The organism is Pseudoalteromonas sp. P1-13-1a, from assembly GCF_001401875.1.
In the GTDB taxonomy this organism is placed as follows: domain Bacteria; phylum Pseudomonadota; class Gammaproteobacteria; order Enterobacterales; family Alteromonadaceae; genus Pseudoalteromonas.
Genome location: NZ_LKDV01000003.1, coordinates 161,359 through 186,222 on the forward strand (window position 1 = coordinate 161,359; position 24,864 = coordinate 186,222).

General features: G+C 40.5%; 21 protein-coding genes. 3 read left to right on the top strand and 18 right to left on the bottom strand.

What is annotated here, in order from left to right; translation table 11 throughout:
- Positions 1 to 7 precede the first annotated feature (7 nt).
- The 5 genes from AN391_RS04345 to AN391_RS04365 form a co-directional block, all read right to left on the bottom strand.
- Positions 8 to 1,570: a TnsD family Tn7-like transposition protein gene (locus AN391_RS04345; protein ID WP_055014261.1), complete on the bottom strand. Its 1,563-nt coding sequence runs from the start codon at positions 1,568 to 1,570 to the stop codon at positions 8 to 10.
- A gap of 74 nt (positions 1,571 to 1,644) precedes the next feature.
- Positions 1,645 to 3,066: an ATP-binding protein gene (locus AN391_RS04350; protein ID WP_055014262.1), complete on the bottom strand. Its 1,422-nt coding sequence runs from the start codon at positions 3,064 to 3,066 to the stop codon at positions 1,645 to 1,647.
- The gene (locus AN391_RS04355) at positions 3,038 to 5,200 is read right to left on the bottom strand and encodes a DDE-type integrase/transposase/recombinase (protein ID WP_055014263.1); all 2,163 of its coding nucleotides are present in this window, start codon (positions 5,198 to 5,200) and stop codon (positions 3,038 to 3,040) included. The genes AN391_RS04350 and AN391_RS04355 overlap by 29 nt, the downstream gene beginning before the upstream one ends.
- Entirely contained in the window at positions 5,187 to 6,014 is an 828-nt protein-coding gene (locus AN391_RS04360) for a TnsA endonuclease N-terminal domain-containing protein (RefSeq protein ID WP_055014264.1), read from the bottom strand. Before AN391_RS04360 ends, AN391_RS04355 begins: the two co-directional genes overlap by 14 nt.
- A gap of 131 nt (positions 6,015 to 6,145) precedes the next feature.
- Positions 6,146 to 7,330, bottom strand: a complete 1,185-nt coding sequence (locus AN391_RS04365) for an NAD(P)/FAD-dependent oxidoreductase (RefSeq protein ID WP_055014265.1) — start codon at positions 7,328 to 7,330, stop codon at positions 6,146 to 6,148.
- Between the two features lie 329 nt (positions 7,331 to 7,659).
- Between AN391_RS04365 and AN391_RS04370 the strand changes: the two genes are divergently transcribed.
- The gene (locus AN391_RS04370; RefSeq protein ID WP_055014266.1) at positions 7,660 to 9,786 is read left to right on the top strand and encodes a S8 family peptidase; all 2,127 of its coding nucleotides are present in this window, start codon (positions 7,660 to 7,662) and stop codon (positions 9,784 to 9,786) included.
- A 45-nt stretch (positions 9,787 to 9,831) separates the two neighbouring features.
- On the opposite strand, the gene AN391_RS04375 is transcribed toward AN391_RS04370, so the two are convergent.
- The 7 genes from AN391_RS04375 to rplU form a co-directional block, all read right to left on the bottom strand.
- The gene (locus AN391_RS04375) at positions 9,832 to 10,305 is read right to left on the bottom strand and encodes a peroxiredoxin (RefSeq protein ID WP_055014267.1); all 474 of its coding nucleotides are present in this window, start codon (positions 10,303 to 10,305) and stop codon (positions 9,832 to 9,834) included.
- 82 nt (positions 10,306 to 10,387) lie between these two features.
- A complete protein-coding gene (locus tag AN391_RS04380) occupies positions 10,388 to 12,313 on the bottom strand; it encodes a methyl-accepting chemotaxis protein (protein ID WP_055014268.1) in 1,926 nt (641 codons plus the stop codon).
- 312 nt (positions 12,314 to 12,625) lie between these two features.
- Positions 12,626 to 13,003 carry a DUF3718 domain-containing protein gene (locus AN391_RS04385; protein ID WP_055014269.1) on the bottom strand — a complete coding sequence of 126 codons (378 nt, stop codon included), beginning with the start codon at positions 13,001 to 13,003 and terminating at the stop codon, positions 12,626 to 12,628.
- 78 nt (positions 13,004 to 13,081) lie between these two features.
- Complete coding sequence (gene folA, locus AN391_RS04390) at positions 13,082 to 13,573, bottom strand: type 3 dihydrofolate reductase (protein ID WP_055014270.1); 492 nt, start codon at positions 13,571 to 13,573, stop codon at positions 13,082 to 13,084.
- 74 nt (positions 13,574 to 13,647) lie between these two features.
- On the bottom strand, positions 13,648 to 14,799 hold the full coding sequence (gene cgtA, locus AN391_RS04395) for an Obg family GTPase CgtA (RefSeq protein WP_055014271.1): 1,152 nt from the start codon (positions 14,797 to 14,799) through the stop codon (positions 13,648 to 13,650).
- A 136-nt stretch (positions 14,800 to 14,935) separates the two neighbouring features.
- Positions 14,936 to 15,193 carry a 50S ribosomal protein L27 gene (gene rpmA, locus AN391_RS04400; RefSeq protein WP_004587922.1) on the bottom strand — a complete coding sequence of 86 codons (258 nt, stop codon included), beginning with the start codon at positions 15,191 to 15,193 and terminating at the stop codon, positions 14,936 to 14,938.
- A gap of 16 nt (positions 15,194 to 15,209) precedes the next feature.
- Positions 15,210 to 15,521, bottom strand: a complete 312-nt coding sequence (gene rplU, locus AN391_RS04405; protein WP_004587921.1) for a 50S ribosomal protein L21 — start codon at positions 15,519 to 15,521, stop codon at positions 15,210 to 15,212.
- Positions 15,522 to 15,942: 421 nt separating this feature from the next.
- Here rplU and ispB point away from each other — a divergent pair, with 421 nt between their 5' ends.
- Positions 15,943 to 16,914 carry an octaprenyl diphosphate synthase gene (gene ispB / locus AN391_RS04410; RefSeq protein WP_054982281.1) on the top strand — a complete coding sequence of 324 codons (972 nt, stop codon included), beginning with the start codon at positions 15,943 to 15,945 and terminating at the stop codon, positions 16,912 to 16,914.
- Between the two features lie 94 nt (positions 16,915 to 17,008).
- On the opposite strand, the gene mdh is transcribed toward ispB, so the two are convergent.
- Positions 17,009 to 17,941, bottom strand: coding sequence for a malate dehydrogenase (mdh, locus tag AN391_RS04415; protein ID WP_004587919.1), 933 nt, complete (start codon positions 17,939 to 17,941; stop codon positions 17,009 to 17,011).
- 225 nt (positions 17,942 to 18,166) lie between these two features.
- Between mdh and argR the strand changes: the two genes are divergently transcribed.
- Positions 18,167 to 18,634, top strand: a complete 468-nt coding sequence (argR, locus tag AN391_RS04420; RefSeq protein WP_004587918.1) for a transcriptional regulator ArgR — start codon at positions 18,167 to 18,169, stop codon at positions 18,632 to 18,634.
- Here the strand turns inward: argR and AN391_RS04425 are convergent.
- The 5 genes from AN391_RS04425 to AN391_RS04445 all read right to left on the bottom strand — a co-directional run bounded on the left by AN391_RS04425 (position 18,631) and on the right by AN391_RS04445 (position 24,718).
- A complete protein-coding gene (locus AN391_RS04425; protein ID WP_004587917.1) occupies positions 18,631 to 19,530 on the bottom strand; it encodes a Dyp-type peroxidase in 900 nt (299 codons plus the stop codon). The two genes, argR and AN391_RS04425, sit on opposite strands and share 4 nt — an antisense overlap.
- Before the next feature lie 43 nt (positions 19,531 to 19,573).
- The gene (locus tag AN391_RS04430) at positions 19,574 to 20,620 is read right to left on the bottom strand and encodes an ABC transporter ATP-binding protein (RefSeq protein ID WP_055014272.1); all 1,047 of its coding nucleotides are present in this window, start codon (positions 20,618 to 20,620) and stop codon (positions 19,574 to 19,576) included.
- Complete coding sequence (locus AN391_RS04435) at positions 20,621 to 22,252, bottom strand: iron ABC transporter permease (RefSeq protein ID WP_055014273.1); 1,632 nt, start codon at positions 22,250 to 22,252, stop codon at positions 20,621 to 20,623.
- Positions 22,252 to 23,256: a Fe(3+) ABC transporter substrate-binding protein gene (locus AN391_RS04440; RefSeq protein ID WP_029773350.1), complete on the bottom strand. Its 1,005-nt coding sequence runs from the start codon at positions 23,254 to 23,256 to the stop codon at positions 22,252 to 22,254. The genes AN391_RS04435 and AN391_RS04440 overlap by 1 nt, the downstream gene beginning before the upstream one ends.
- A 775-nt stretch (positions 23,257 to 24,031) precedes the next feature.
- The gene (locus AN391_RS04445) at positions 24,032 to 24,718 is read right to left on the bottom strand and encodes a tRNA-uridine aminocarboxypropyltransferase (RefSeq protein ID WP_055014274.1); all 687 of its coding nucleotides are present in this window, start codon (positions 24,716 to 24,718) and stop codon (positions 24,032 to 24,034) included.
- Positions 24,719 to 24,864: the final 146 nt, after the last annotated feature.

Sequence of the window (24,864 nt, forward strand, 5' to 3'; positions counted from 1 at the left end):
ACAGACCCTATACATTTAATTGTTCTTCAATATATTTTATAGTCTCTGGTAATCTATTCGCGTACCTAGTTAACCAGCCATGACCTCCAATCGCTTTGTCTAGTTTTGTCCTAGATAAAGTAACTTCAGACTTTACCAGTATAGCTTTAACTTTAGTGAGTAATTCCCTATCTCTTTTACTCCAATTAACTCTTGCTAGAGCTTGTGGCTTAGTTGGAGCAGGCAAAGTTAAATGCAACCACTCATTTTCATTTACATTAAGCCAATGAAAAGCAGCGTAACAATTTACCTTTACTTCTTGCTTAATGGCTAAGGGCTGTAGCTTTATGAATCTTAATATCATAGCTTTATATTTTCGCCTTTTAGACTCATATTTAAATTGTTTCCTTTTTTTTACTAAACTAGGCTCTGAAGAGATTACTTGCTCAACGCTTCCTGAAGATATTTGAAATAGAGACGCTATAGCTTTTCGGTGAAAACCTTTTTTAGCTAGAAGTAATATCCTCTGTTTCATTTTAATTGTTATATATTTGGGCTTAAGGTTAATCGGAATATTAAATCTTAATGCAAGGGTTTTTATATAACATCGGCTTTTTCCTGTGACTCGACTAACACTCGCCATTGACTCACCTTGCTTAAGCAAGCTGATGCATTGATTTTCCATCGACATCGCAGGTTTTGATTCTGTCAAAACAATATTACTTCTCACTTTTTCAACTGCTTGCTTTGTAAGCCAAAAACCAAATAAGAGAAACTTTATTGGATGTTGAGAAGCTTTGCCTGATAGAAAATATGAAATATAACGATAATCCTCTGATGAACGGGGGTAAAAAAAGTTTGTGTCATGGACTAAATCTTGAGAAAGTTGATATAAACTCATCAAAATTAACCTCCGACGATATCTTCCTTTATTAGTTATGTAACCTAGCTTTTGAAGCTGGGCTTTAAAAGTATTTAAACTGAAGCTTTTACTACTATAACTAGTTAGATTTAATACATCATATGAATACTGAGCAAAATCAAAGCTGACTTGGCTACTTGGTCTTGATTTAACATCTAAAGGTGGTAGTAAGCAATGGCTTAATCTTGAGCGAGTTTCTAGAGAAAAATGTTCTAACTGAACCCTATGTAAATAACAGGATTCAATGCCAGGGATTTGATGACTTCTATGCCAATAAGATAAACCAAATTCTTGAGCATTGACTCTGGCGCATTCAGGGCAAAACTTAATAGAAATTTGCTCTTTTTCACGAACACAGGTTAGTTGACAAGCGCGAATAGCTTCGCATGCCTTACTAGATATCAAAGCATTCGAAATAATTGAGCCATAAGATGGCAAGAAGTGCATAAACAAAGGAGCTAATGTTTGCTTTTTTAAAACTTCAAGTGATAATTCATGACTAAATTTACAGACTTGTTCAAGACCCGCTGTTAAATAAGGATGAATCGTTACTTTATGGTTACCAAATACATTAGATAAATAATTCTCACAAGTCATGCCACTCAAAGTAAAGTGACGCACAATACGGCTAAATATTATTTCATCTGGAAAAGATAGAGGAAGCTGCATTCATTTTGAGTTCCAAGTTTAGCAATAGTTTAATTTTAGACTAAAACACTCTTAATGCTCATTATTCGAACACATCAAGATAACTCAGATAAAGGATCTTCAAGCAACACTTTCTTCTGTCTCAAAAAACTAATAGGGTTTTCAAAACCGCCAGCTTGTTGAAATGTATCTGGAACTTTTACTCTGTCTTTCAAATCGACAGCACCTATTAATTCAATCAGTTGACCCGCAAATTCTGGATGTTGCGGTTTAGTAATATCACCAGTTTTATCTATAGCAATCACTCTTTCTGTCTCAATATTTTCAGTACTACGTCGCTGTTTTCCTATTGGTAAAGCAATTACACTTTTTAGTTCATGAATCTCATTGGTTTGTCGGGATAAACCACATGCTATTGCATTGCCAGCCTCGAGTGTTGATACTGTTAGCCGCTCATCACTGCTGCCAATCACTAATCGCTGTGCCTCTCGATAAGTCCGGCTTGCCATGTCTATATTCCCAACAGAAAGCTTGTGTAATGAGTCATTGAGCTCTTCCGAGAGTTCCGTATAAACATTAGTCCATTGGTAATTCCAAAGTTGAGTTATAAACGCCTGCCATGAACCACTATCCTTACCAAGGACAGACATAGTATGATGGTATCCACTTTCAGCTCTTCTAGCTGCTTTCAATTCTTTAATTAAAGTTTGATCAAATGGTGGATTTCCAATAAAGAAGAGCGGCACACCTAGTTTGTTCACTAATCGATGTAAGAACCTAAGCAGATTGTTCTCACCACCTGTTCGTTTAAACTGCAAGTTTTGCATCTCGTCTATAATTAGCATCCCGAGAAAGCTAGATTTAATACACTGCTCTAATTGACGAACAAGTGCACCTATTGATCCTGCTGGCTTAGTTTTTTCTCTATCTAATGAAAGGTCTAATACTGATAAAATTTCTTCACATAAATCTCTTACACTAGAATTACTTGGGCAATCGACTTTTATCCAAACGACCTGTTTTAGTGCTGTAAATGAGCAACCTTTATAAGAATCATGTTCAATAACATTAGGAAAATAATTAAGAACCTGCTCCAGCATTGATGTTTTACCTACACCACTTTCACCAATTAGCGTTAAACCCTCACCTTTAGGTTGAAAAAAGCCAGTTATAGGTTCAATTTCAGGTCTTTCATCAACTAAATAATGTAAATATTGTGCAGTAGTAGGGCTAAGTGGATTTTTTGCTGAGTATCCTTTTTTTATAGCTCTTTCTATTGCTCTGAAACAAGCTTCATAGTCAGTCAAAGGTTGCCTAAGTTCTTCTATCCTATTTAAATACTCCTCTCGCACTAAAGGATTTGGGTGTTCAGAAATTTCTTCTGCATAATCTGGATAATTACTAAACACTTCCATAACAACTTCCCAAGAAAATTTAGGAGGAAGAGCTTCAATTAAAGGGTTACCTTTGTGCTCAGGTAATATTGCATCACGGTATATAGCTTGTGTTATTGTCATGATTACTCTCCTTTTTTCTTCTTTTTCTTCCAACAGGTAAAGAAATGATCTTGTCAGATCTATTTTCTGATATTGTAGTATAGGTGGTTTCTGGGGTCTTTGTTTTTGGCTGGAGTACGTTCGTTGTTGCTTGCAACTCATCCTCACGTCTTTGGCGGACATTCTTCGTTTTTTCGGAAAACGCCATCTTTTCAGCATTGTTGCTTCGTTCTTTAGCGTTTTTAATCACCTGATGACGGTTTTGATGATCATCAATTGATGTAACACTTATAGGGGTCAATTCTTTTTTTAAATCTAACCAGTCTTGTATAAATTCAGACTCATACATCGATTTATCTTTAAACATGCGACTACGAGGCAATAGATAACAGAGCTCAAAATTTTTATTTTTATCTAGTTTTACATAAATGTGATTAGTTGTATTTTCATCAATTCGTGCTTCCAATTTCCATTGGCCTGATGATCTAGCTATAGATGCTAAATTACGTTCTTCAATTTCTTTGTTTGAATAATACAACCCATTAAAGTGAATTCCATTGCGCGTCATACTAACTTGTGTAGGGGGAAGTAAGCGGGATATAACGTCATGAGGTAGAGCGGCTTGAAGTTCATGTTTATGCTTAGCGAGATGGATCTTCCAGTAATTGATAGGAGTTGGAGATAAGTCATTTTTAACTAGTAACGGACTAGAAAAAGCTAAGTCAGAAAATATGGATTTATTATGCTCTAAAACGGCTTTAATTATTTCAAAAGTCACTTCTTTTAAAGTATAAATAGCATCCTTTCTTGGATCTCTACTACCCCTAATGACGTTACCACCTCGAGTGGTACCTAAAAATTCATGAATAACTTTTTTATTTAAAATATCAAAGCACTTCTCAACCACTCCCTTACAATCCGGCCTATAAGGAGGGGTGAAAGAAAGCTTAGTCATCGGGTTTAACGCTTTCTTAGGCTGTAAGCCAATCATTTCACCATTATCGCAGACAAGATCTTTTGGAATATGCGAGCAAGGCCACTCTGAATCATCTATATTTACACCAAACTCTTCACAGTAACGAGATTTAGGTAGGAAACAGTTTGACAATGCTTGCCTAGCAGCTCGCCATGAAGCATGAAAGAGTGAAACATGCATTCCAACTATCATTCGACTAGCCCTATCAACGACGATATAAATTGTTGGTCGGCCTAATATATACTGAGAGCCAAGCTCAGAAACAATATGAACATCAGCAACCGTTGCATCTATCTCAAAATGGGCCCCAGGTAAATAGCTATCTTGAATTACGCTACCCAGTAAACCTCTTTTATTCCTTAAGTAATCATTTTCCGAGGTTCTATTTTTAATAAACTCATCTTTCGAAAATATTTTTTTTGACCAGTAGCTAAACTGTTTAAGAGTAGGAACTACTGGCGGTTTACCATATGCATTAGCAAGGCGTACTTCATCAGCATAACTATCTATCAGCATATTTTTATAAGTTTTTGACAGCGTCAAGCCTGTCTGCTTTAGATAGTATTTTTTAAGTGCTTTCGTAAATTTATTTTTATCTATATCAGTGACTATAAATTTAACTGCTCTTTCCACAGCCACGGTTCTTGGCTGTTTAGGTGACCCCAATGGTTTATCTGTTGGTCTCCTATCTTTCCCTAAACCACCACTCTTGCTATAGGCTGGGAGAAGAGCCATTTTATCCTGTCCATAACGCCAAAATTGAGTTAAAAGGCGGGATAATGCTTTACGATCAATGCCCATTTTTTCCGCATATTTTGCGAGATGTGGAACACGCTTCTTAGTCGCATAATCAAAAAGAAAACCTCGGTCAGAAATAATGCTTTCAATTAGCTCGTAATTTTTATCTCTACGAGAGAGATGCTCTTTGCTAATATTCTCTTCTGCGACTAAAAGAAAACTCGGAAGGCTAAAGACTGTCTTGGTGAAATTTTGGCTTTTAACATGTTCAATAAAAGCTTCTATTGAAATAGCAAAAGGGCGAGTGGTAGGCGAATTATTACTAAGAGGAAATAGGATGACAGAAGTAACATCGCTCATAATGTCTAAAACTCGATATAAGCCATCATCAGCTAAATCTGAGCCTTTCAACTCCCATACACTATTTCTAGGAAGTTCCATTCATGCCCCCTTTTTGCATAGAAGCTATAGATTTGACATCTAAAATTCCAACTTCAGGAATATTAGATGATAAATCTACATCAATGTATTTATCTGCAATTAAATAACGAATAAGTAACTGTGAATCATCATGTGTAGCTATATTCATGGAAATAAGTTCATTACAAAGATCTTCAAAAAAAACCTGCCCTACATTTATAATAGTTAAGGCACGACTTATTTGTTCGTCAGAAAAACGTGTTGGATTTTCACGAAAAGGAGCTGATGCCCATTCAAGATTACGACTTTGAGTTTTGGTTAATTCGTTACCAGTAAAGTAGCTAAACTTAACTCCAAGCAGTTCCCAACAAACTCGTTCAATATCAATCTTTTCAAGTACTCGCTGCTTCCCCGACTCACTTTCAGGCTTAACTGAAACGGCGTGATATGAAATACCTTGAGTAGAATCAATAGTTAGTAATTGATCCGTAGTCATAATTATAGGTTCTTTGGTTTTGGGATGAGCTGGATGCTTAATACCCAGTATATTTGCCACTTTTTGTGTATAGTTAAGTGGCAAGATAGGAAACTGCTCTCTTATATCAACGACACTGTCAGAGAACTCAGCTAGGTAAAAGAGTTCAGCTTCAATTGAGGACATCATATGATGCTCACGCTGAGATTTCCGCCCAAAAACTAGTGACCTCGTTCCGTGAGATTTAACATCCTGAATTCGCAGCCAGGGCTTATAATTAAATCCTTCTCCTATCCCATATTTGTTCTTAAGGGCTCGCTGAAAATCCTGAACAGATTCTAACTTTCTTCCTCGTGACATGAGTATTACCATTACCTTTACATAGATAAAGCATAGTAGCAAACCTCACTACGGGCAAACTTTATTGTCTAAAACCCCTCTTACGGGCAAACTTTTGTGCTTACGGGCAAACTTTATTGTCTCTACACAACTTATGCGTATTGCCCACATGCAAACCCACAACTCCACGCATATTGGAAGTTATAGCCGCCTAGCCAGCCTGTTACATCGGTTACTTCGCCTATAAAATATAAGCCTTTGGCTTTTTTAGCTTCAAAGGTTTTAGAACTTAACTCATCGGTATCAACGCCGCCTAACGTTACCTCAGCGGTACGATAGCCCTCTGTGCCATTAGGCTTTATTTGCCACGCGTGAATATAATTTACCAGTTCATCTATTTGGGCATGGGTAAGCTGATTAATATTACAATCAGGAATGGCTTTACTGTCGTGCAGTATGTCTATAAAGCGTTTGGGTAAAATAGTTGCCAGACTATTTTTTAATGACTTTTGAGATTGTGTTTCTCGCCAATCGGCCAGTTGCTGCTTTAAATCGAGCTCAGGGAGTAGGTTTATAGTAACTGCCTGCCCTGCTCGCCAAAATGAGCTTATTTGCAATATAGCAGGGCCCGAAAGACCACGGTGGGTAAACAAAATATTCTCTTTAAATACTGTGCCGTCTTCGCTTGAAACTTCGCACGGTATGCTAATACCCGAAAGCCCTTCAAAGCGCTCTTTATCGTGTTGATGCAAAGTAAATGGCACTAGCGCCGCCATAGTAGGTAGTACGTTTAAGCCAAACTGCTCTGCAATTTTATAACCTATAGGAGTGGCGCCTAGTTTGGGCATTGTTAAACCGCCCGATGCGATAACGAGCGATTCACAAGTAAGTGTTTCTTGCTCAGTGGTAACACGGTAACCAATGTCGGTTTTAGCCACATTTAGCACTTCGCTGCGCAATTTAATAGTAACACCTGCCCACTCGCACTCAGTAAGTAGTATATCGACTATATCTTGCGCGCTGTTATCGCAAAACAGCTGACCTAAGGTTTTATGATGGTATGCCAAGCCATGGCGGTCCACCAGCTCAATAAAATCGTGTTGCGTGTAACGGCTTAAGCACGATTTAACAAAATGGGGGTTACTGCATAAGTAGTTTTCTGGGCTGGCATTTTCATTGGTAAAATTACAACGCCCACCGCCACTGATTAAGATTTTTCGGCCTGGTTTTTTACCCATATCAAGCACTGTAACGCTACGCCCGCGATAACCTGCTTGTGCAGCACTCATTAATCCGGCTGCACCTGCGCCAATCACAATTACATCTACTTGATTCATTACTTCGCCCTACTCAAAAATTTGCCCGATTATAGCAAAATTTACTTAAACACTCTGAATAGAATTTATTATTAAATTTATAGCAACAAATATAACTGAGAGTATTTTCCGGCTTTCTAAACAACTTAAAAAATAACAGTACTTTATGCTTATTTTTATTTTGTATGATAAATACTAAACAACGACAAAGTCACCATACACCTAGGTTATAACTAAAAGAAATAGGTACATAAGCAATTATTCTTTTAAAGAAATTAACAGATCATTTACCTTTGTTTCTGTTTCGTAATTTAATATTACGAACTAACTAATAACAACTAGGGATAATTATGACAACAAGTAAATCATTTAAGCGTTGCGCTATCGCGCTTACTATTAGTACGGTATTTGCAGCATCTGCAAGTGTTGCTCAAGATGTTTCAACCTCAATGGCAGAAACCTCAGCCAAGCTACAAACCCAGTCGGGATTTGAAACACAGTTTATTATTAAATACAAAAATAGCGTGAACGATATGTTAAGCATTTCGTCTGCTGACGCGAGCCCTGCAAATATGAAAAAGCGTGCTCAGCGCTTTGTAAAAAATTTCGCTTCTAAAAAAGGCAAAGTGAAAGCGAAGTATATTCGTGCTATGGCTCTTAATAACCACCACGTAATGCGCGCAGACAAAAAACTGAGCGCTGCAGAAGCACAAGAATTTATGCAAGAAATGGTTGATTCTGGCAATGTTGAATACATTGAAGTGGATCAAATGTTAAAACCATTTGCAACGCCTAACGACCCTCGTTACGGCGATCAATGGCACTACTATGAGCAAGCTGGCGGCCTAAACTTACCTACGGCTTGGGATACTGCAACGGGAAGTGGCGTAGTGGTTGCGGTACTTGATACTGGCTACCGCCCACATGTTGATTTAAATGCTAACATTTTACCGGGTTACGACATGATCTCTAACCTATCGGTAGCAAACGATGGCGGCGGTCGCGACAGTGACGCACGCGATCCGGGTGATGCTGTAGCTGCTGGCGAATGTGGAAATAACGGTGCACAAGGCTCAAGCTGGCACGGTACGCATGTAGCAGGTACGGTTGCGGCTGTTACTAATAACGGTGAAGGTGTTGCCGGTGTGGCCTATGGCGCTAAAGTGGTGCCTGTACGTGTACTTGGTAAATGTGGTGGTTTAACATCAGATATCGCAGATGGCATTATTTGGGCATCTGGCGGAAGTGTATCGGGCATTCCTGCTAACCCAAATCCTGCTGATGTAATTAACATGAGTTTAGGTGGCAGCGGCTCGTGTAGCTCTACCACACAAAATGCTATTAACACGGCACGCAGTAATGGTGCAGTTGTGGTTATTGCTGCCGGTAATGATAACGATAACTCAGCAAACTATAACCCAGGTAACTGTAGCGGCGTTGTCAATGTTGCCTCTGTAGGACGTAACGGCGGGCGAGCGTATTATTCAAACTACGGTAGCAATATTGATGTTGCAGCTCCGGGCGGCGCACAAAGCTTTGCAAACGATTCTGAAGGGGTTTTATCAACCTATAACTCTGGCTCATCTACACCATCAAGCGATAGCTATGCGTTCTCTCAAGGTACATCAATGGCGGCGCCTCATGTTGCCGGCGTTGCTGCCCTGATAAAACAAGCTAAACCAAATGCGACCCCAGATGAAATAGAAAGCATTTTAAAATCAACCACCCGCTCTTTCCCTGCAACGTGTACAAGTTGTGGTACGGGTATTGTTGATGCAGCAGCCGCAGTAGCTGCAGCAAGTGGCGGTACAACACCGCCTACAGGTGGCGATAGCGAACTGACAGATGGCGAAGCAAAAACAGGCTTAAGCGGTGCTGCAAGTTCACAAGCGTATTACACAATGACAGTACCAAGTGGCGCAACGAATGTGACATTTACTATGAGTGGCGGTAGCGGCGATGCAGATTTATACGTGCGCGCTGGCAGCCAACCAACGACATCAAGCTACGATTGTCGTCCGTATAAAGGCGGTAATAGCGAAGAATGTTCTATTGATAACCCAACCGCTGGTACATACCATGTAATGCTGCGTGGCTATTCTGCATACTCTGGCGTTAGTTTAGTGGGTAATATTACAGGTGGCTCAACAGGTGGCGGTTCAACTACACCAGAAGCCGGTGGCGGCACGGTAAGCGATGTAACGGCTACAACAGGTAATTGGAAGCACTACACTTTAGATGTGCCAGCAGGAATGAGTACATTTACAGTCACCACCTCAGGTGGTACAGGTGATGCTGACTTATTTGTTAAGTTTGGCAGCCAACCTACCGCATCTAGCTACGATTGTCGTCCTTATAAAAACGGCAACGCAGAAACATGTACATTTAGTAATCCGCAAGCGGGTACATGGCATTTAAGCGTTAACGCTTATAGAACCTTTTCAGGTTTAACTTTAAGTGGACAATACCAGCCATAATTAAAATGGCCCTAAGTGCATGCACTTAGGGCCGTCATAAATCGATTATAATGCTTCTAACACAGACTCAGCACGGCTCACTAAAAACTCTTTGTCTTTTTCAACAAATAAACCGCTTACTACGTTGTCATCAACAATCATTGCATAACGCGTAGAACGTGTACCACCAAAACCGCCGGTGTCTTTATCAAGGCCTAATGCTTTAGTAAAACTGGCATCGCCATCTGCAAGCATATCAATTTCTTGCGCATTTTGAGACTCTCCCCATGCTTTCATTACAAACGCATCGTTTACTGATACACAGTAAATTGCCGCAATACCTTTAGCTTTAATTTTATCACTAAGGGTTATAAATTCAGGCAAATGGGCATTTGAGCACGTTGGTGTAAATGCTCCTGGCACTGCAAATAACACAACTTTTTTACCGCTAAAAAGCTCAGTATTAGTAAGCGTTTGCATACCTTTATTGGTTAATTGCGATAATGTCACTGCAGGTAACGTTTGGCCTTGTTCAATCATGATAAATCCTTAAGCATTTGATTAATGTACTCACAGTATAACGTTATAAAGCACCCTTAAAAGCAAAGTTTTAATGCTGAATTTACAAACCGAGATTCGCTTTTATCGTCTGTATTTGTTGCTGAAGCTGAGCGCGAATATCATCAACCAGTAGGCTTGATTCACTTACTTGGCCTTTCATGCTTTGCATTGACTGACTAAAGTTATTCAGTAAAGTACTTTGTTGTTTAGCCAACTCCATGGCTTCAAAGGCCACCTTGTTGGCTTGCTGAGCGTTGTCGGCCACGCCTTCTGAATTTACTTTTAGCTCTTGTGCATTTTGTGTTTGCGATTGTGCGCCATCGGCTAAGGCCGCAATTTGTGTAGATACTGTGCCCGACTTTTCGCTCAGTAGTGTGAGTTGCTCATTAATATCGCTCAATGAACCTTGAGTTTGACGGGCAAGCTGGCGTACTTCATCAGCTACAACAGCAAAGCCTCGGCCATGCTCGCCTGCGCGTGCCGATTCTATTGCTGCATTTAACGCGAGTAAATTTGTTTGTTCGGCAATATTACGGATCACTTCAATAATTTGCCCAACGCCTTCAACCCCCGCAAGCAGCTCTTGTAGGTTTTGCATACTTTGTTCAACCCGTGTTTGCGTATCTGAACTGGCACTTAGCATGCTTTGTGCAAAGCCTAAACTTTGCTCCATAGCACTAAACGTGTGTTGGGCGTTATCTGCCACTTGGGCATTAATATTATTTACCTGCTCGCCGATTTGCTGAATATCGGTAAGTAAATGTTGGTTTTGCTCCACTTGCCCATGACTTGTAGACGTTTTATGACTAATAGTTTGCAAATGTTCACTCATTTGCTGCATAAAATCATTTACCACTTTTAGCATTTGGGCACGCGCTTGCGCCTCTTTGCGCTGTCGTTCAATTAATAAATTAAAGTAACTGGCTATTTCGCCAACCTCTGTTTTTGGGTTCTTACTTTCAATGTTTTTAAGCTCGTTACTTTCAATTAAAAAGGCAAACCCGTCTCTTAGTTGCCTTAATGGGTTCAGCACTTGGTTACGCTGCACAATATAAACACCCGCGGCTAGCATTACCAAAGCGCCAATAGCAAAGCAAAATACCCAAAATACGTTTTCTTTAAGCGCCCCTTGTGCGTGTTTTAGTTGCTGCTCTGCATTAATAACGGTTTTAGAGAGCAAGCTAATTTGCTCACGTAATTCATCAGTGCCCGCTTCACGTTGTTGGGATTGCGCTATTGTGTTGGCTAAATCGCGAGGGTAGCGGTTAGGCCAGCTTATAATTTCAGATTTTATTTCATCGGCCAAATCTTCAGCTTCTTCATCAAAAAATAAAGCATCTTCATCAACTTCACTCATTACACCTAAATTAGGGAGTTGCTCTATTTTAGCTGCTAACGCATTTAAATTAGCAATACTTTGCTGCAAACTTTGTTCAGTATTGCTGTCGTAGCTTACGATGAGTTGATAAGTAAATAAGGCAAGGTTGGTCACTTCGTTATAATAATCAGCGCCAAGTGTGTAATAAGCTTGTGCATCGCTATTTTGATTAGGGGATTTTTTTGCATAACCAATGAGTGACGACGCTGAGCCGGCCATTTGGCGAATTGCATTATCAAGTAACGCCGTTTCGTTGCCCGACAATTTTCCCAGCGCTCTGTACTTACCTTTAATATCGGTATCTAACGTACTTAGCTGCTCATTTAATTGCTCAGCAAGTACCCTGGGGAGCATTGCGAGTTGCTGTGTTTTCACTTGCTCAATTAGGGCTGATGATTGATTTAAATACTGGCTATCACCTTGTTCTAGATAACTGCCTAAGTCACCGGCTAAATCCACTAAAATCGTGTTTTTTAATTTACTGTATGCGCTGTCTTGTTGCTCAAGCTTAAGTAAGGTTTGGCTTGCCCAAAATAGTGTGATGGCCAATAAAATACTAGCAAGCGTTAGCAAAATAGCTAATAACCGAGTAAAAGAAGAAACGCGCATAAATAACACCCCCTATTGTTTAAGCGCGTAGACTATTAACTATTTATGACAATTTTATGTAACTCAGAGAAAACACGTATTTTTGCGGCAAATATACGAGTAAAGGCTTAGCGATCACATTATCAAACAAATTGACTTACTTTATATACTATTAAAGATAAGAAACGCGGATTAATTACAAGGTGAGAGTTTTATCACTTGGGTGAGTAAATTAAATAGCCTTAATACAGCTATTTATTAAAGCGCTGTGTATTAGCTAGCGCCAGGCACAAAAAAACCGCGACCAGCGCGGTTTTTATTTTATTGTGTTAATTAAAGGCCAGCACGGTCTTTAATTACAGCAATTAACGGTGAACCACCGTGGCCGTTGCCTTCAGCCCACGCTATATCAGCGCCATCAGACAGTGCGCTTTTTGATAAGTTTTTAACTATATACTCGCCAGAGTTAACAGCGTTACTAGCTACAGCATGACGAAGTAAGTTATTACCGTTACATTGAATAGCATCGTAAATATTGCGAATTTTTACACGTGAGCTCTTTAGTTTACTACGTAAACGGTTTTTATCATCAGCTGCGATATATTCACAAATAGATACTGCTAATTGGTCATTGGCTTTAGCAGGCACGGTATACATTAACGAACCAGCAGCAACGGCTGTAATAACAATTAGCTTTGACAATTTAAACATGAAACACCCTTTATGGTACTTTTTACCTATGTTGATTGTCTAATATTGTACCAACCTACTGTAAGTTTCGCAATAATGTTAATCTTTTTTATATAAAGTTACGAATTTATAACTATATTGATTCTTTTCATCGGGTTTATTTGACTGTTCGTCGACGTTTTTCCACGTTGCTACCGCTTGGTAATCTGGAAACTGCGTGTCCCCTTCAACCTCTAAATCTATAAAGGTTAAATATAAACGATCGGCACTTGATAAAAACTGCTGATAAATATTACCACCGCCAATAATCATTACCTCCTCTTCGGCTTTAACCAGCTCCAGCGCTGCCTCTGGGGTAGTAACCGTCTCAATACCTTGGGCGCTATACTGGCTATTACGGGTAATAATTATGTTACGACGCCCTGGTAAAGGGCGCCCAATTGATTCGAATGTTTTACGCCCCATAACGACAGGCTTGCCTGTTGTTACCTTTTTAAAATGCTGTAGATCGGCGGGTAAATGCCACGGCATTTTATTATCAAGACCAATTACGCGGTTATTTGCCATAGCGGCAATCATTGAAATTATCACATTAAATACCTAATACTTTATTCTTAAAAATATAAAAAAAGGAGCTTGAGCTCCTTTTTAAAAATATGTATTTATTAACGCTCGTAGACTACTTCTACATCGTAGTCGTCTTCGTCCCAGTCGTCCCAATCATCGTCGTCATTCTTGGTCGCTTTTTGATGGTAAGTATCCCACTTGAACTCAACTTCCTCATCTTCGATTTCTTCGAATTTCTCTTTAGGCATACTATCAAGTAACGCCATAATATCGTGAATTAACGGCTGAGTATTAAGCTTATTAACTGCAGAAATACGGTAAACGTTTTCTTCTTCACCTAGCTCTTGCGCAATTTGTTCACACAAGGCTTGCGCTTCATCTTCAGGTAACAGGTCTATTTTATTAAACACTAACCAGCGTGGCTTTTCTGCAAGCTTAGGGCTGTATTGGTGTAGCTCGTTAATAATCGCAAATGCATTATCAACAGGGTTCGAGCCATCAACTGGCATAACGTCGATCACGTGCAATAATACACGACAACGCTCTAAATGCTTCAAAAAGCGAATACCAAGGCCTGCACCATCTGAGGCACCTTCAATTAAGCCTGGAATATCAGCTATTACAAACGATTTGTTAGCCTCTGGACGCACAACCCCTAAATTAGGAATCAGCGTGGTAAACGGGTAATCAGCTACTTTTGGCTTTGCTGCCGATACACTACGAATAAACGTTGATTTACCTGCATTTGGTAACCCTAAAAGGCCTACATCAGCAAGGAGCATAAGCTCTAACTTAAGATTACGAACCTCGCCTGGTGTACCCAACGTTTTTTGACGCGGAGCACGGTTGGTGCTTGATTTAAAACGTGCATTCCCCAAGCCATGGAAACCACCTTTTGCAACCACAATTTTTTGACCATGCTGCGTTAAATCGCCTAACGCCTCTTGGGTATCTACATCGGTAATACGTGTACCCACCGGTACTTTCACTACTAAGTCTTCGCCCTTTTTACCTGTACAGTTACGGCTTTGACCATTAGTACCACGCTCAGCACGGTGAAAACGCTCAAATTGGTAGTCAATTAAGGTATTTAAGTTTTCATCAGCTTGTAGATAAACACTACCACCGTCTCCACCGTCACCGCCGTCCGGGCCACCGTCGGGTACATATTTTTCTCGACGGAAAGACACGACACCGCTGCCGCCGTCACCAGCTTCTGCGCGAATTTCTACTTCATCTACAAACTTCATGATTACTCACTTTAGGGATTGGCTTTAATTTAACTATTATATACCCAAGCCAACACAAATGCAGGCTTGGGTATATATTTGATACATCTGAAAACAAAAAACCCCGCAAAGGCGGGGTTTTTTACTACCTTACTGATTACTCAGCTACGATAGTTACGTATTTACGGTTTAAAGGACCTTTTTGTTCAAATTGAACTTTACCATCTGCTTTTGCAAAGATAGTGTGGTCTTTACCGATACCTACGTTTGCGCCAGCGTGGAAACGAGTACCACGTTGACGAACAATGATGCTACCCGCTAGAACTGATTCGCCACCAAAACGCTTAACACCTAGGCGTTTGCTTTCTGAATCGCGACCGTTACGAGTACTACCAGCTGCTTTTTTATGTGCCATTTCTAAGTACCTCTAATTAAGCGCTAATGCCAGTGATTTTAACTTCAGTGAACCATTGACGATGGCCCATTTGCTTACGAGAATGCTTACGGCGTCTAAATTTAACAACCTTAATCTTCTCACCGCGACCATGTGAAACAACCTCAGCTGTTACTTTACCACCGTTTACGAACGGTACACCGATCTCGATTTTCTCACCATCAGCAACTAAAAGTACTGAATCAAATTCAACTGCTGCACCAGTTTCAACGTCTAATTTTTCAAGACGAATCGTTTGACCTTCAGTCACACGATGCTGTTTACCACCACTTTGGAAAACCGCGTACATAATTAACTCCGTCTGTGCGCCCTCAAATCGACGCAACTAAAATATTCTTCGATAGGGCGCGAAGTTTACGCTAATGCATAAAAACTAGCAAGCCTATTTTGTAATTAAAATGAATAAAAAGTAGCTGCATTGAGAGCAATTCAATATTTCCCCCATTTTATATTAAATTGCCCTGTTGCCAAGCGCTTTTTAGTGCAAAGACAAAATAAATTTACGTGTCGCTATGCCTACTCCAGAACCCATTGACTGTGCAATAAATAGTCGCACTTTGAGTGTGAAATATACAATTAAATACCCTAATTAAGCGCTAATTAAGGTTTTTAACTCGGTTTTTTTAATGAATCGTCACAAAATATCGAGCTAGTGCTTTTTTTGTTGTACAATCGGCGCCGTTCACACATAAAAATTGGCTCGGAGATCAATGGATATAAAAGCTATCCAGGCGTTAATCGAAAGCGATATGAATGACGTCAATCAACTTATACACGCGCAAATGCGCTCAGATGTGGCGTTAGTCAATCAACTTGGTTTGTACATCGTTAACAGCGGCGGCAAACGCGTACGCCCGATGCTGGCAATATTGGCAGCAAGAGCTTTGGGTTACCAAGGTAAAGATCACATTACTTTGGCAACGATTGTTGAATTTATTCATACTGCAACACTATTACATGATGATGTTGTTGATGAATCTAACCTGCGCCGTGGTACACCGACTGCAAATGCCGAGTTTGGTAATGCTGCCAGCGTGCTGGTTGGGGATTTTATTTACACCCGCTCGTTTCAACTTATGGTGGGGCTGGGCAAAATGCAAATTATGCAAGTGCTTGCTGATGCCACCAACGTGATTGCTGAGGGCGAAGTATTGCAACTTATGAATTGCAACGACCCTAATACCACCGAAGCAAGTTACATGCAGGTTATTTACTCTAAAACGGCTAAATTATTTGAAGCCGCTACAGGGCTTGCAGCTATTATTACCGAGCAAGATAACAGTGTGTTAGATGCGCTTAACTTATATGGTATGCATTTAGGTACTGCTTTTCAGTTAGTTGATGACGTGCTTGATTACAACGCAGACGCTGACCAATTAGGAAAAAATATTGGTGATGATTTAGCAGAAGGTAAGCCAACCTTACCGCTAATATATGCGATGAAGCACGGCAGTGATCAGCAAAGAGCCCTTATTCGTGATGCCATTGAGCATTGCAACGGTATGGATAACCTTGAGGCTATTTTAACAGCACTTAAACAAACCAACGCACTTGAATTTACAATGCAAAAGGCGCAGCAAGAAGCAGACAAGGCCATTGCCTGTTTAGACTTTTTAGCAGAGTCGCAGTATAAGCAAGCGTTAATCAGCTTAGCGCGTATAGCTGTAGAGCGAGATCACTAACTTTGCAGCCTCCCTTAATTAGTATTTAAGGGCCATAATTTTAGAGCAATAAAAAAGCCTGCATAAGCAGGCTTTTTTGTGCATAACTTGGCTATTACGCCATGAAATCAACACCTTCTTTGATGTCTTTTTTCAGAGTTTCAAGCATGTCGTTTTTAGCTTTTTCTTCAAATGCGCTTAGCTCGCCGTAAGAAAGAATTTCTTCTACGCCGTTTGTGCCTAAACGTACTGGGTGAGCAAAGTACTCTGCATCGCCATTTTCAACAGCAACGTATGCGTAATCTACTACGTCTTCACCTTGTAGGCCTTTAACTAAAGACATACAAAAACGTGCTGCAGCAGCACCCATAGATAATGTAGCTGAACCACCGCCCGCTTTAGCATTTACTACTTCAGTACCTGCATTTTGGATACGTGGAGTAAGTGTAGCTACTTCTTCTTCAGTGAAGCTCACGCCTTCAACTTGAGAAAGTAGAGGTAGAATGGTTGTGCCAGAGTGACCACCAATTACTGGTACTTTAACGGTTGCTACGTCTACGCCTTTAAGCTCAGCAACAAATGCTTCTGAACGAATTACGTCAAGCGTAGTGATACCAAATACGCGCTTAGCGTCGTAAGTACCTGCTTTTTTGAATACTTCAGCAACAATTGGTACAGTGCCGTTTACTGGGTTAGTGATAACACCCACTAACGCTTTAGGACAGCTAGCTACAATGCCTTCTGCTAATGTTTTGATGATACCTGCGTTTACGTTAAATAAATCCGCACGATCCATACCTGGTTTACGTGGCATACCCGCTGGGATAAGTACGATATCACACCCTTCAAGCGCTTTATTTAAATCGTCTGCGCCAAAACCTGCTACTTTAACATCTGTAGGGATGTGAGATAGGTCAACCGCAACACCTGGTACAACTGGTGCAACATCGTAAAGTGATAATTCAGAACCAGCTGGTAAGCCTGTTTTTAATAATAAAGACAACGCTTGACCGATACCGCCTGCAGCACCTAATACAGCAACTTTCATTGGAATTCTCCGTAATTTGAGGTAGGAAATATTTGTGGCCCTTAAGATAATGAAATTAGCGACTAAAAACAAATTTATCCTGCTTATTTCAGGTATATTTTCGACCATAGTTGTAAACTTTGTTGGTTTATCGCAGCAAACTGGCAAGTTAACTAAACAACAGCTGCATAATTATTCATTTTTGTGTAGAATTTGCATTATAAATAACAAAAATGAATAAAGACTATGCAACCACAAGACAAACAAGAAGCGCTGGTAAAAGCGTTTAAAGCACTTTTAAAAGAAGAGAACTTTGGCTCGCAAGGCGAAATAGTCGAAGCATTAAAAGAGCAAGGCTTTGACAATATAAGCCAAAGTAAGGTGTCGCGCATGCTTAGTAAGTTTGGCGCTGTGCGTACCCGTAATGCTAAACAAGAAATGGTTTATTGCCTACCCGCAGAAATGGGCGTACCGACTGCTAAAAGCCCACTACGTCAACTTGTTATTGATATTATGCATAACGAAATGATGATTATTATAACCACCAGCCCAGGCGCTGCGCAGTTAATTGCCCGCTTATTAGACTCACTAGGCAAAGCTGATGGTGTATTGGGCACAATTGCCGGAGATGACACTATTTTTATTGCGCCAGCAAAAATATCTGAAATAGACATTACACTAGAGCGCGTACGTATTTTATTTGATACGGTTTAAAGCTGTTTTAAAAAACTAACTGACGGCGCAAAAAACGCTGAACCCATATCGGCTTGAGTAAAATCAAGCCAGTGGTCGTAACACTCCCCTTTTCCTATGCGGCTGTTAAGTACCTTTTCAAACGCACTTCCCGATGCTGAGCATGTAATACTTAGCATGCCTTGCTCGTAAACATCGCCATACGGCATGCTTTGGTTAAGCAGTATAGCTTGGCCGCTCTCATCTTTTAGCTCACTTCTAGTCGCGTGGCTCGTATCTACCTTAGGCTCAATTAAGGTGTTATCTAAACGTGTGCGCCCCATAATGTGCTCTTGCTCGCTTAGTGATAAATGCTGCCATACGCTCAGGTCATGCTTATAACGCTGTACATGAATATAGCTGCCTTGGTGTTCAAAGCTGTCGGGGTTATTAACCAGTGCCGTGATTCGTTTTTGGCGTCCATGTGGGGTGTCGCCTGCATAAATAAAGCCGTTAAAGTCTCGCCCATCTAAAAACCTAAAATTGCGAATTTGTTCAACCAGCTCTACATCGGGCGAAAACAACTTTAATATTTGCAATGCAAAAAGGTGATTAACATCTTCTCGGTCTGAGCGAATTTGTATGAATAAATCACATGGCTGTACGCGCATAACAAAATCACTGTGATTTATATTAGGAAAGCTTTGCAGCTCGCTTGGGATATATTCAGGTAGTATATGCGGCCAATATTGCGCGCCTATAGCCACCATGCAAGAGAGCATGGCTTCGGAGAACTGATCACTAAACTCTTCTTCAATTGCGCTTACGCGCTTAAGCTTTGCGCGCAATGACTCGTCTTGACCATCAAATACATTAAAAAATAAATGCAAACCGTGTAAGTTTGCTTCAGCACAAATCCCAGATTGCGCTTGCGCCATTGTTATTCCTTAGCTTTATAAAACACAGCGAATAACACATTTGTTATGATTCGAAAAAATTCACCGTGTGAGGTTTTATTTTTATTATAACCTGCTCATTTATTTCAAATGACTGGCCATATTGTGCGGCAACTTCAATCTCTTGCTCTGCAATTACAACAGTGTAAACATAAGCCGAGCCTATAAACCGACGGCTTAAAATACTCACACCTTGAGGGTTATCGGCCTGCGTATTTTGCGCAAGCTCAATATGGTGTGGACGAATATACACCACCCCTTTTATTGCACTGTGCGTATGCTCATGCTGCGATTGTACGACACCAAAAGGCGTTGTGTATTCAGTTGCCGTTAACACTTCTGCGCCTAAGTATATGCCCTGACCCAGAAACTCTGCAACCTCCTTTGTCTTTGGCATGGCAAAAAGCTGCTCTGGTGTACCTTGTTGGGCTATTTTTCCTTGGTGCATAATGGCTAGCGTGTCTGAAAACGCAAAGGCTTCTTCTTTTGAGTGGCTAACAAATACCGCAGAAACCTGCTGCGCTTTAATAATGCGCCTAATATCAGCAATTAACTCAAAACGTACTTGTGTATCTATGTTCGAAAAAGGCTCATCAAGAAGCAATAAACTAGGCTTATAAGCCAAAGCCCGCGCAATAGCCACGCGTTGCTGCTGGCCGCCCGAAAGCTGATGAGGGTAGCGTTTTGCACACCCTATTAAATGCACTAGCTCTAGCATTTCCTCTACCCGTTGCTGTTTTTGAACTTTGCTTATTTTACCCAGCCCAAACGCAATATTATCGGCCACACTGAGGTGCGGAAACAAGGCATAATCTTGAAACATCATCCCTATATTACGATGCTCTGGTGATATAAATGTATGCTTATCGCTTACACATTTGCCATCTATAAATACGCTACCTTCATTTATTTCAATAAGGCCAGCAATTGCTTTTAAGGTGGTTGTTTTACCGCAGCCGCTGGCTCCGAGCAAACACACAATTTCGTCTTGACCCACCGTTAAATCTAAATTGTGTAGCACGTGCGTGCCACTGTAGTGATAACCCACGCCTTGTAAATTTAAACGGCTCATTTAACTGCGTTGCTCCATAGAACGATTAATAAAATACAAGGGGATCAACCCAACCAAAACAATAAATAAAGCGGAAATAGAAGCAAGCTCAAGCTGCTCATCGCTCACATATTGAAATACATGTGTGGCTAAACTTTCAAAGTCAAAAGGCCTTAATAGTAATGCGGCAGGCAGCTCTTTCATACACTCAATAAATACAAGCAATGCAGCTGTTAAAAGACCTCGACGTAATAAAGGAAGGTGCACTAAGCGCAGTGTTTGCCCTTGGCTTTTACCCATAGATTGGCTAGCCATATCCAGTGATGGACTAATACGTACAAAGCTCGATTCTATAGCACCGTGCGCAATGGCATAAAAGCGCACTAAGTAAGCCACTATAATAGTGATAATGCTGCCGGTTAGTAATAAACCTATATCTAGGTTGTAGCCCTCAAGGACTGTATTTATTGAGTTTTCTAATGCGCTAAGCGGTAATAACACAGCAATAGCCAGTACCGTACCTGGCAGTGCATAGCCGGTGCTCGCTAAGCGACCAGGTATTAAAGAATAGCCTTGCTTTGCCACACGCTGATAAAAAACGATTAGTGTAGCGAGTATTATGCTGGCTACGCTTACAATAATAGCTACTTGTAAACTTTGCCACGCGTAACTAAAAAATGCCGTGTTCCAGACTTTATCAAAGTAAGTTATTGCATAATTTAGCAATACCAACATAGGTATAATAAAAGCAATGAGCAAAATAACACTGCAAAATGACGTAGCCAGCCATGCATGTTTACCTTTAAGTTTGTATAGCGACTCGCTATTAACACCTGATTGACGCTCAAACACGGCTTGGTTACGCCGACTAAAGCGCTCCGCCATTAAAGCTAAAAACAGCAGTAGCAACATAACGCCCGATATTTTCGCTGCAGCCGTGAGTGAGTAATAACCAAACCATGTATCGTACACTGCGGTGGTTAAAGTGCTCACTGCAAAGTAACTTACCGTTGCATAGTCGGCCATGGTTTCCATGCTTATGAGCGCAAGGGCTGCCACAATTGAGCCACGAGAAAGCACTATACTTACCTTAAAAAAACTTTGCCAAGGCGATAAACCCATTAATTGACTAGCTTGCACGAGCTTAAATGACTGCTCTCGCAGTGCGGTTTTAAAAATTAAAAATAAATACGGATACAGCACAAGTGCAATCATTACAATAGCGCCGGGCAAAGTGCGAATATCAAAAAACCAATAATCCGTTGGCGAGTGCCAATCAAACCACTCTCTTAGGGCTATTTGCACAGGGCCTGCGTAATCTAACAAATCGGTATACACATAGGCTATTAAATAGGTAGGCATTGCAAGGGGCAGCATAAGCGCCCATTCAAATTGCTTTTTGCCGGGGAAGGAGCAATACGCACTGAGCCAACCAAGCGGTAGCGCAATTGCACAGCTAAGCAGGCATACGCCAAAAATAAGCAGCACAGTATTAGTAATATAATCCCACAGCACGGTATCCCACAGATGAGAAAATACCTCTGAGTCGCCTTGTAAAGATTCATAAATCAGAAAAAACAGCGGGGCCGACAATAAAAGCCCTGTCGACCAAGCAAAGAGCTGCCATTTAGACAGCTTAAATATAAAATTCATTAAAGGTCGAACTTCACCTCATCTATTAGCTTAAGGGCTAACGGACGATATTTACTGATCTCATCAAGTGCTAGGCCGTCTTCTTTAAAGCTTCCCCAAGAGGCGACTAAACTTGATAGCTCAACGCCTTGCTTAACCGGGTACTCCATATTTACAGAGGCATACATATTTTGAGCTTTGGTTTCGCTCATAAACTCAATAAGCTTAAGGGCATTATCAGGATTTTTTGCATATTTAGTAATGACAGCACCCGAAACATTTATGTGTGAGCCGCGATTTTGCTGATTAGGAAAATTAATATAAACAGACTCAGCCCACGCTTTTTGCTCGTCGTCTTGAAGCATTTTGCCAAGGTAGTAACTATTACCTAAAGCAAGATTACACAAACCTTCTTTTACCGCTTTTACCTGCGCGCGATCGTTCCCTTGTGGCTTACGTGCTAAATTAGCTTTAACACCTTCTAACCATGTTTTAGTTTTTTCCTCGCCGTGATGAGCAATCATCGAAGCAACTAAGCCAAGGTTATAAGGGTGCTTGCCAGAGCGTGTACAAATTTGTCCTTTGTACTGTGGGTTAGCCAAATCTTCGTAGGTGAGTTCAGGTAATGCACCTAGGCGCTCTTTTGATGAATACACATTACGAACCCGCTTAGTTAATGCCACCCACTGCCCGTCGCTATCTCTATACGACGCAGGAATATTGTTTTTAATGCGATCACTTTTAATACTTTGCGTTAAATTTAGATCTTCTAGCTGAATAAGTGCACTAAAATTAGATGTTAATACTAAATCGGCTTTACTGTGTTTTCCTTCACGCTTAACACGCTCTATTAACCCTTTTTTTGCAAAAACCACATTCGTTTTAATGCCAGTTTGCTTAGTGAAGTCAGTTAAAATAGGTTGAATTAAAAACGGTTGACGAAAAGAGTAAATATTAACAACATCGCTCGCAAACGCAGGCGAAGCGCTAATAATACAAGTAAGTATAGCCAGTGCAGTTCTCATATCAATTTACCTAAATAGTAATTATTTACAGGGGATTTTATCGTGATACGTGAAAATATACACTCTTTACATAAATGTAAATAAGTAATTAATGACCAAAAGGGAAATACCGCGTAAGACATCTCTTACAGAGCTGACAGCTAATGAGTAAAAAAACCTATAACAACCCAGCAAAACCAGTGTAAGCTGTTGTTTTTGTTTAATTTGTTATAAATACTCATTTTTTATAAGTAAATCTATAGCCGTTTTAACCTATTTTAGTTGCACCAGCACGCTACAATTACTACATCAACCAAGCAGTGATGCTTATCGAGTAAAAGGAAATGGACTGCTTACTCGAACAACCAATGATTAGGTTACTACGGACAACACGGAAATTAGGACAGGCTCAGGATGAGTATCGCAATGGATTGTTGCACAAAGGAACGTATCAGGACGATACAGCAAGGATAACAACAGCGGATAGTTGTTTAACAGGATGTGATAGGAATTAAATGGACAGGCCCTTGAGGCAACACAATGGAATTGTAAATTAATGGACTGCACTAGGATGTGCCAAAAGGAATAGGTAATAGTTTTTACCACTACAGGATGTACAGGGATTTAAAGGAGATAGGCCCGGATAGCCTAAATTACATAGAACTAAAAAGTAATATCGTAATCACATGGATAAGTAAAAATTGGAGTTGATTAAGTTCAATTGCAGGATGCAAAATTAGAAGATTCCGCAAGCGCGCCTAGAGATAGAGCGCGCTTTTCTTTGCCTAAAATTAAGTTACTGTGGCCTGCCCTTATTTCGCTTACCAAGTAAGTACGCATCACGAAATTTTATAAAGTGCTGTTCAAGCTTTAAGGCGGCATCTTGCTCACCTGCGAGCGCTAACACCATAATGCCTACCTCAGCAGTGCCTAACTGGTATGCGTGAGGTGCAACGCGTAAACGGTAATCTGATAGTTTATCAGCGGTGATCGACAACACCGGTAAATTATCTAGGTACGGGCTTTTGCGGATCATTTTTTTAGCTTCGCGCCAGGTACCATCTAAAAATATAAATAATGGCTTTTTGCCAGGCTCAATGTTTACTTCGGTGGTTGCCCTGCCCGGCTCTACATCTTCAGCTGGAAATATCACCATAGGTTGATAATCAGCGTTGTTTAGTAAAGCTAATAGCTCAGCGCTTGGCTCTGTTCTGTCCCATCTAAATGCATAGTTGTCAGGGACTATTTCAGCAATTAAACGCCCTGTGTTTGACGGTTTAAAGCTTTCATTATGATACATTAATAAACACACGCCAGCATCGCACTGCGCTTGTTCTACCCCCTCACATATACAGTAATGCTTAGCAATTAAACACTGCTCACAGCGCTCCATTTTGCCGCCACGGGCATTAAATTCGCGGCGCGATTCGCTAATTTGCTGAGCACGCAAAACTAATACTGAGTTATGTTGGGGATTTTTCAAGGGGGCTATTACCTAAAATTTGTTCGGCGCGTATTGTAGCTAAAATAAAAGGGAATAGATATCAGCTATCAGCTATCAGCTATCAGCTATCAGCTATCAGCTATCAGCTATCAGCTATCAGCTATCAGCTATCAGCTATCAGCTAT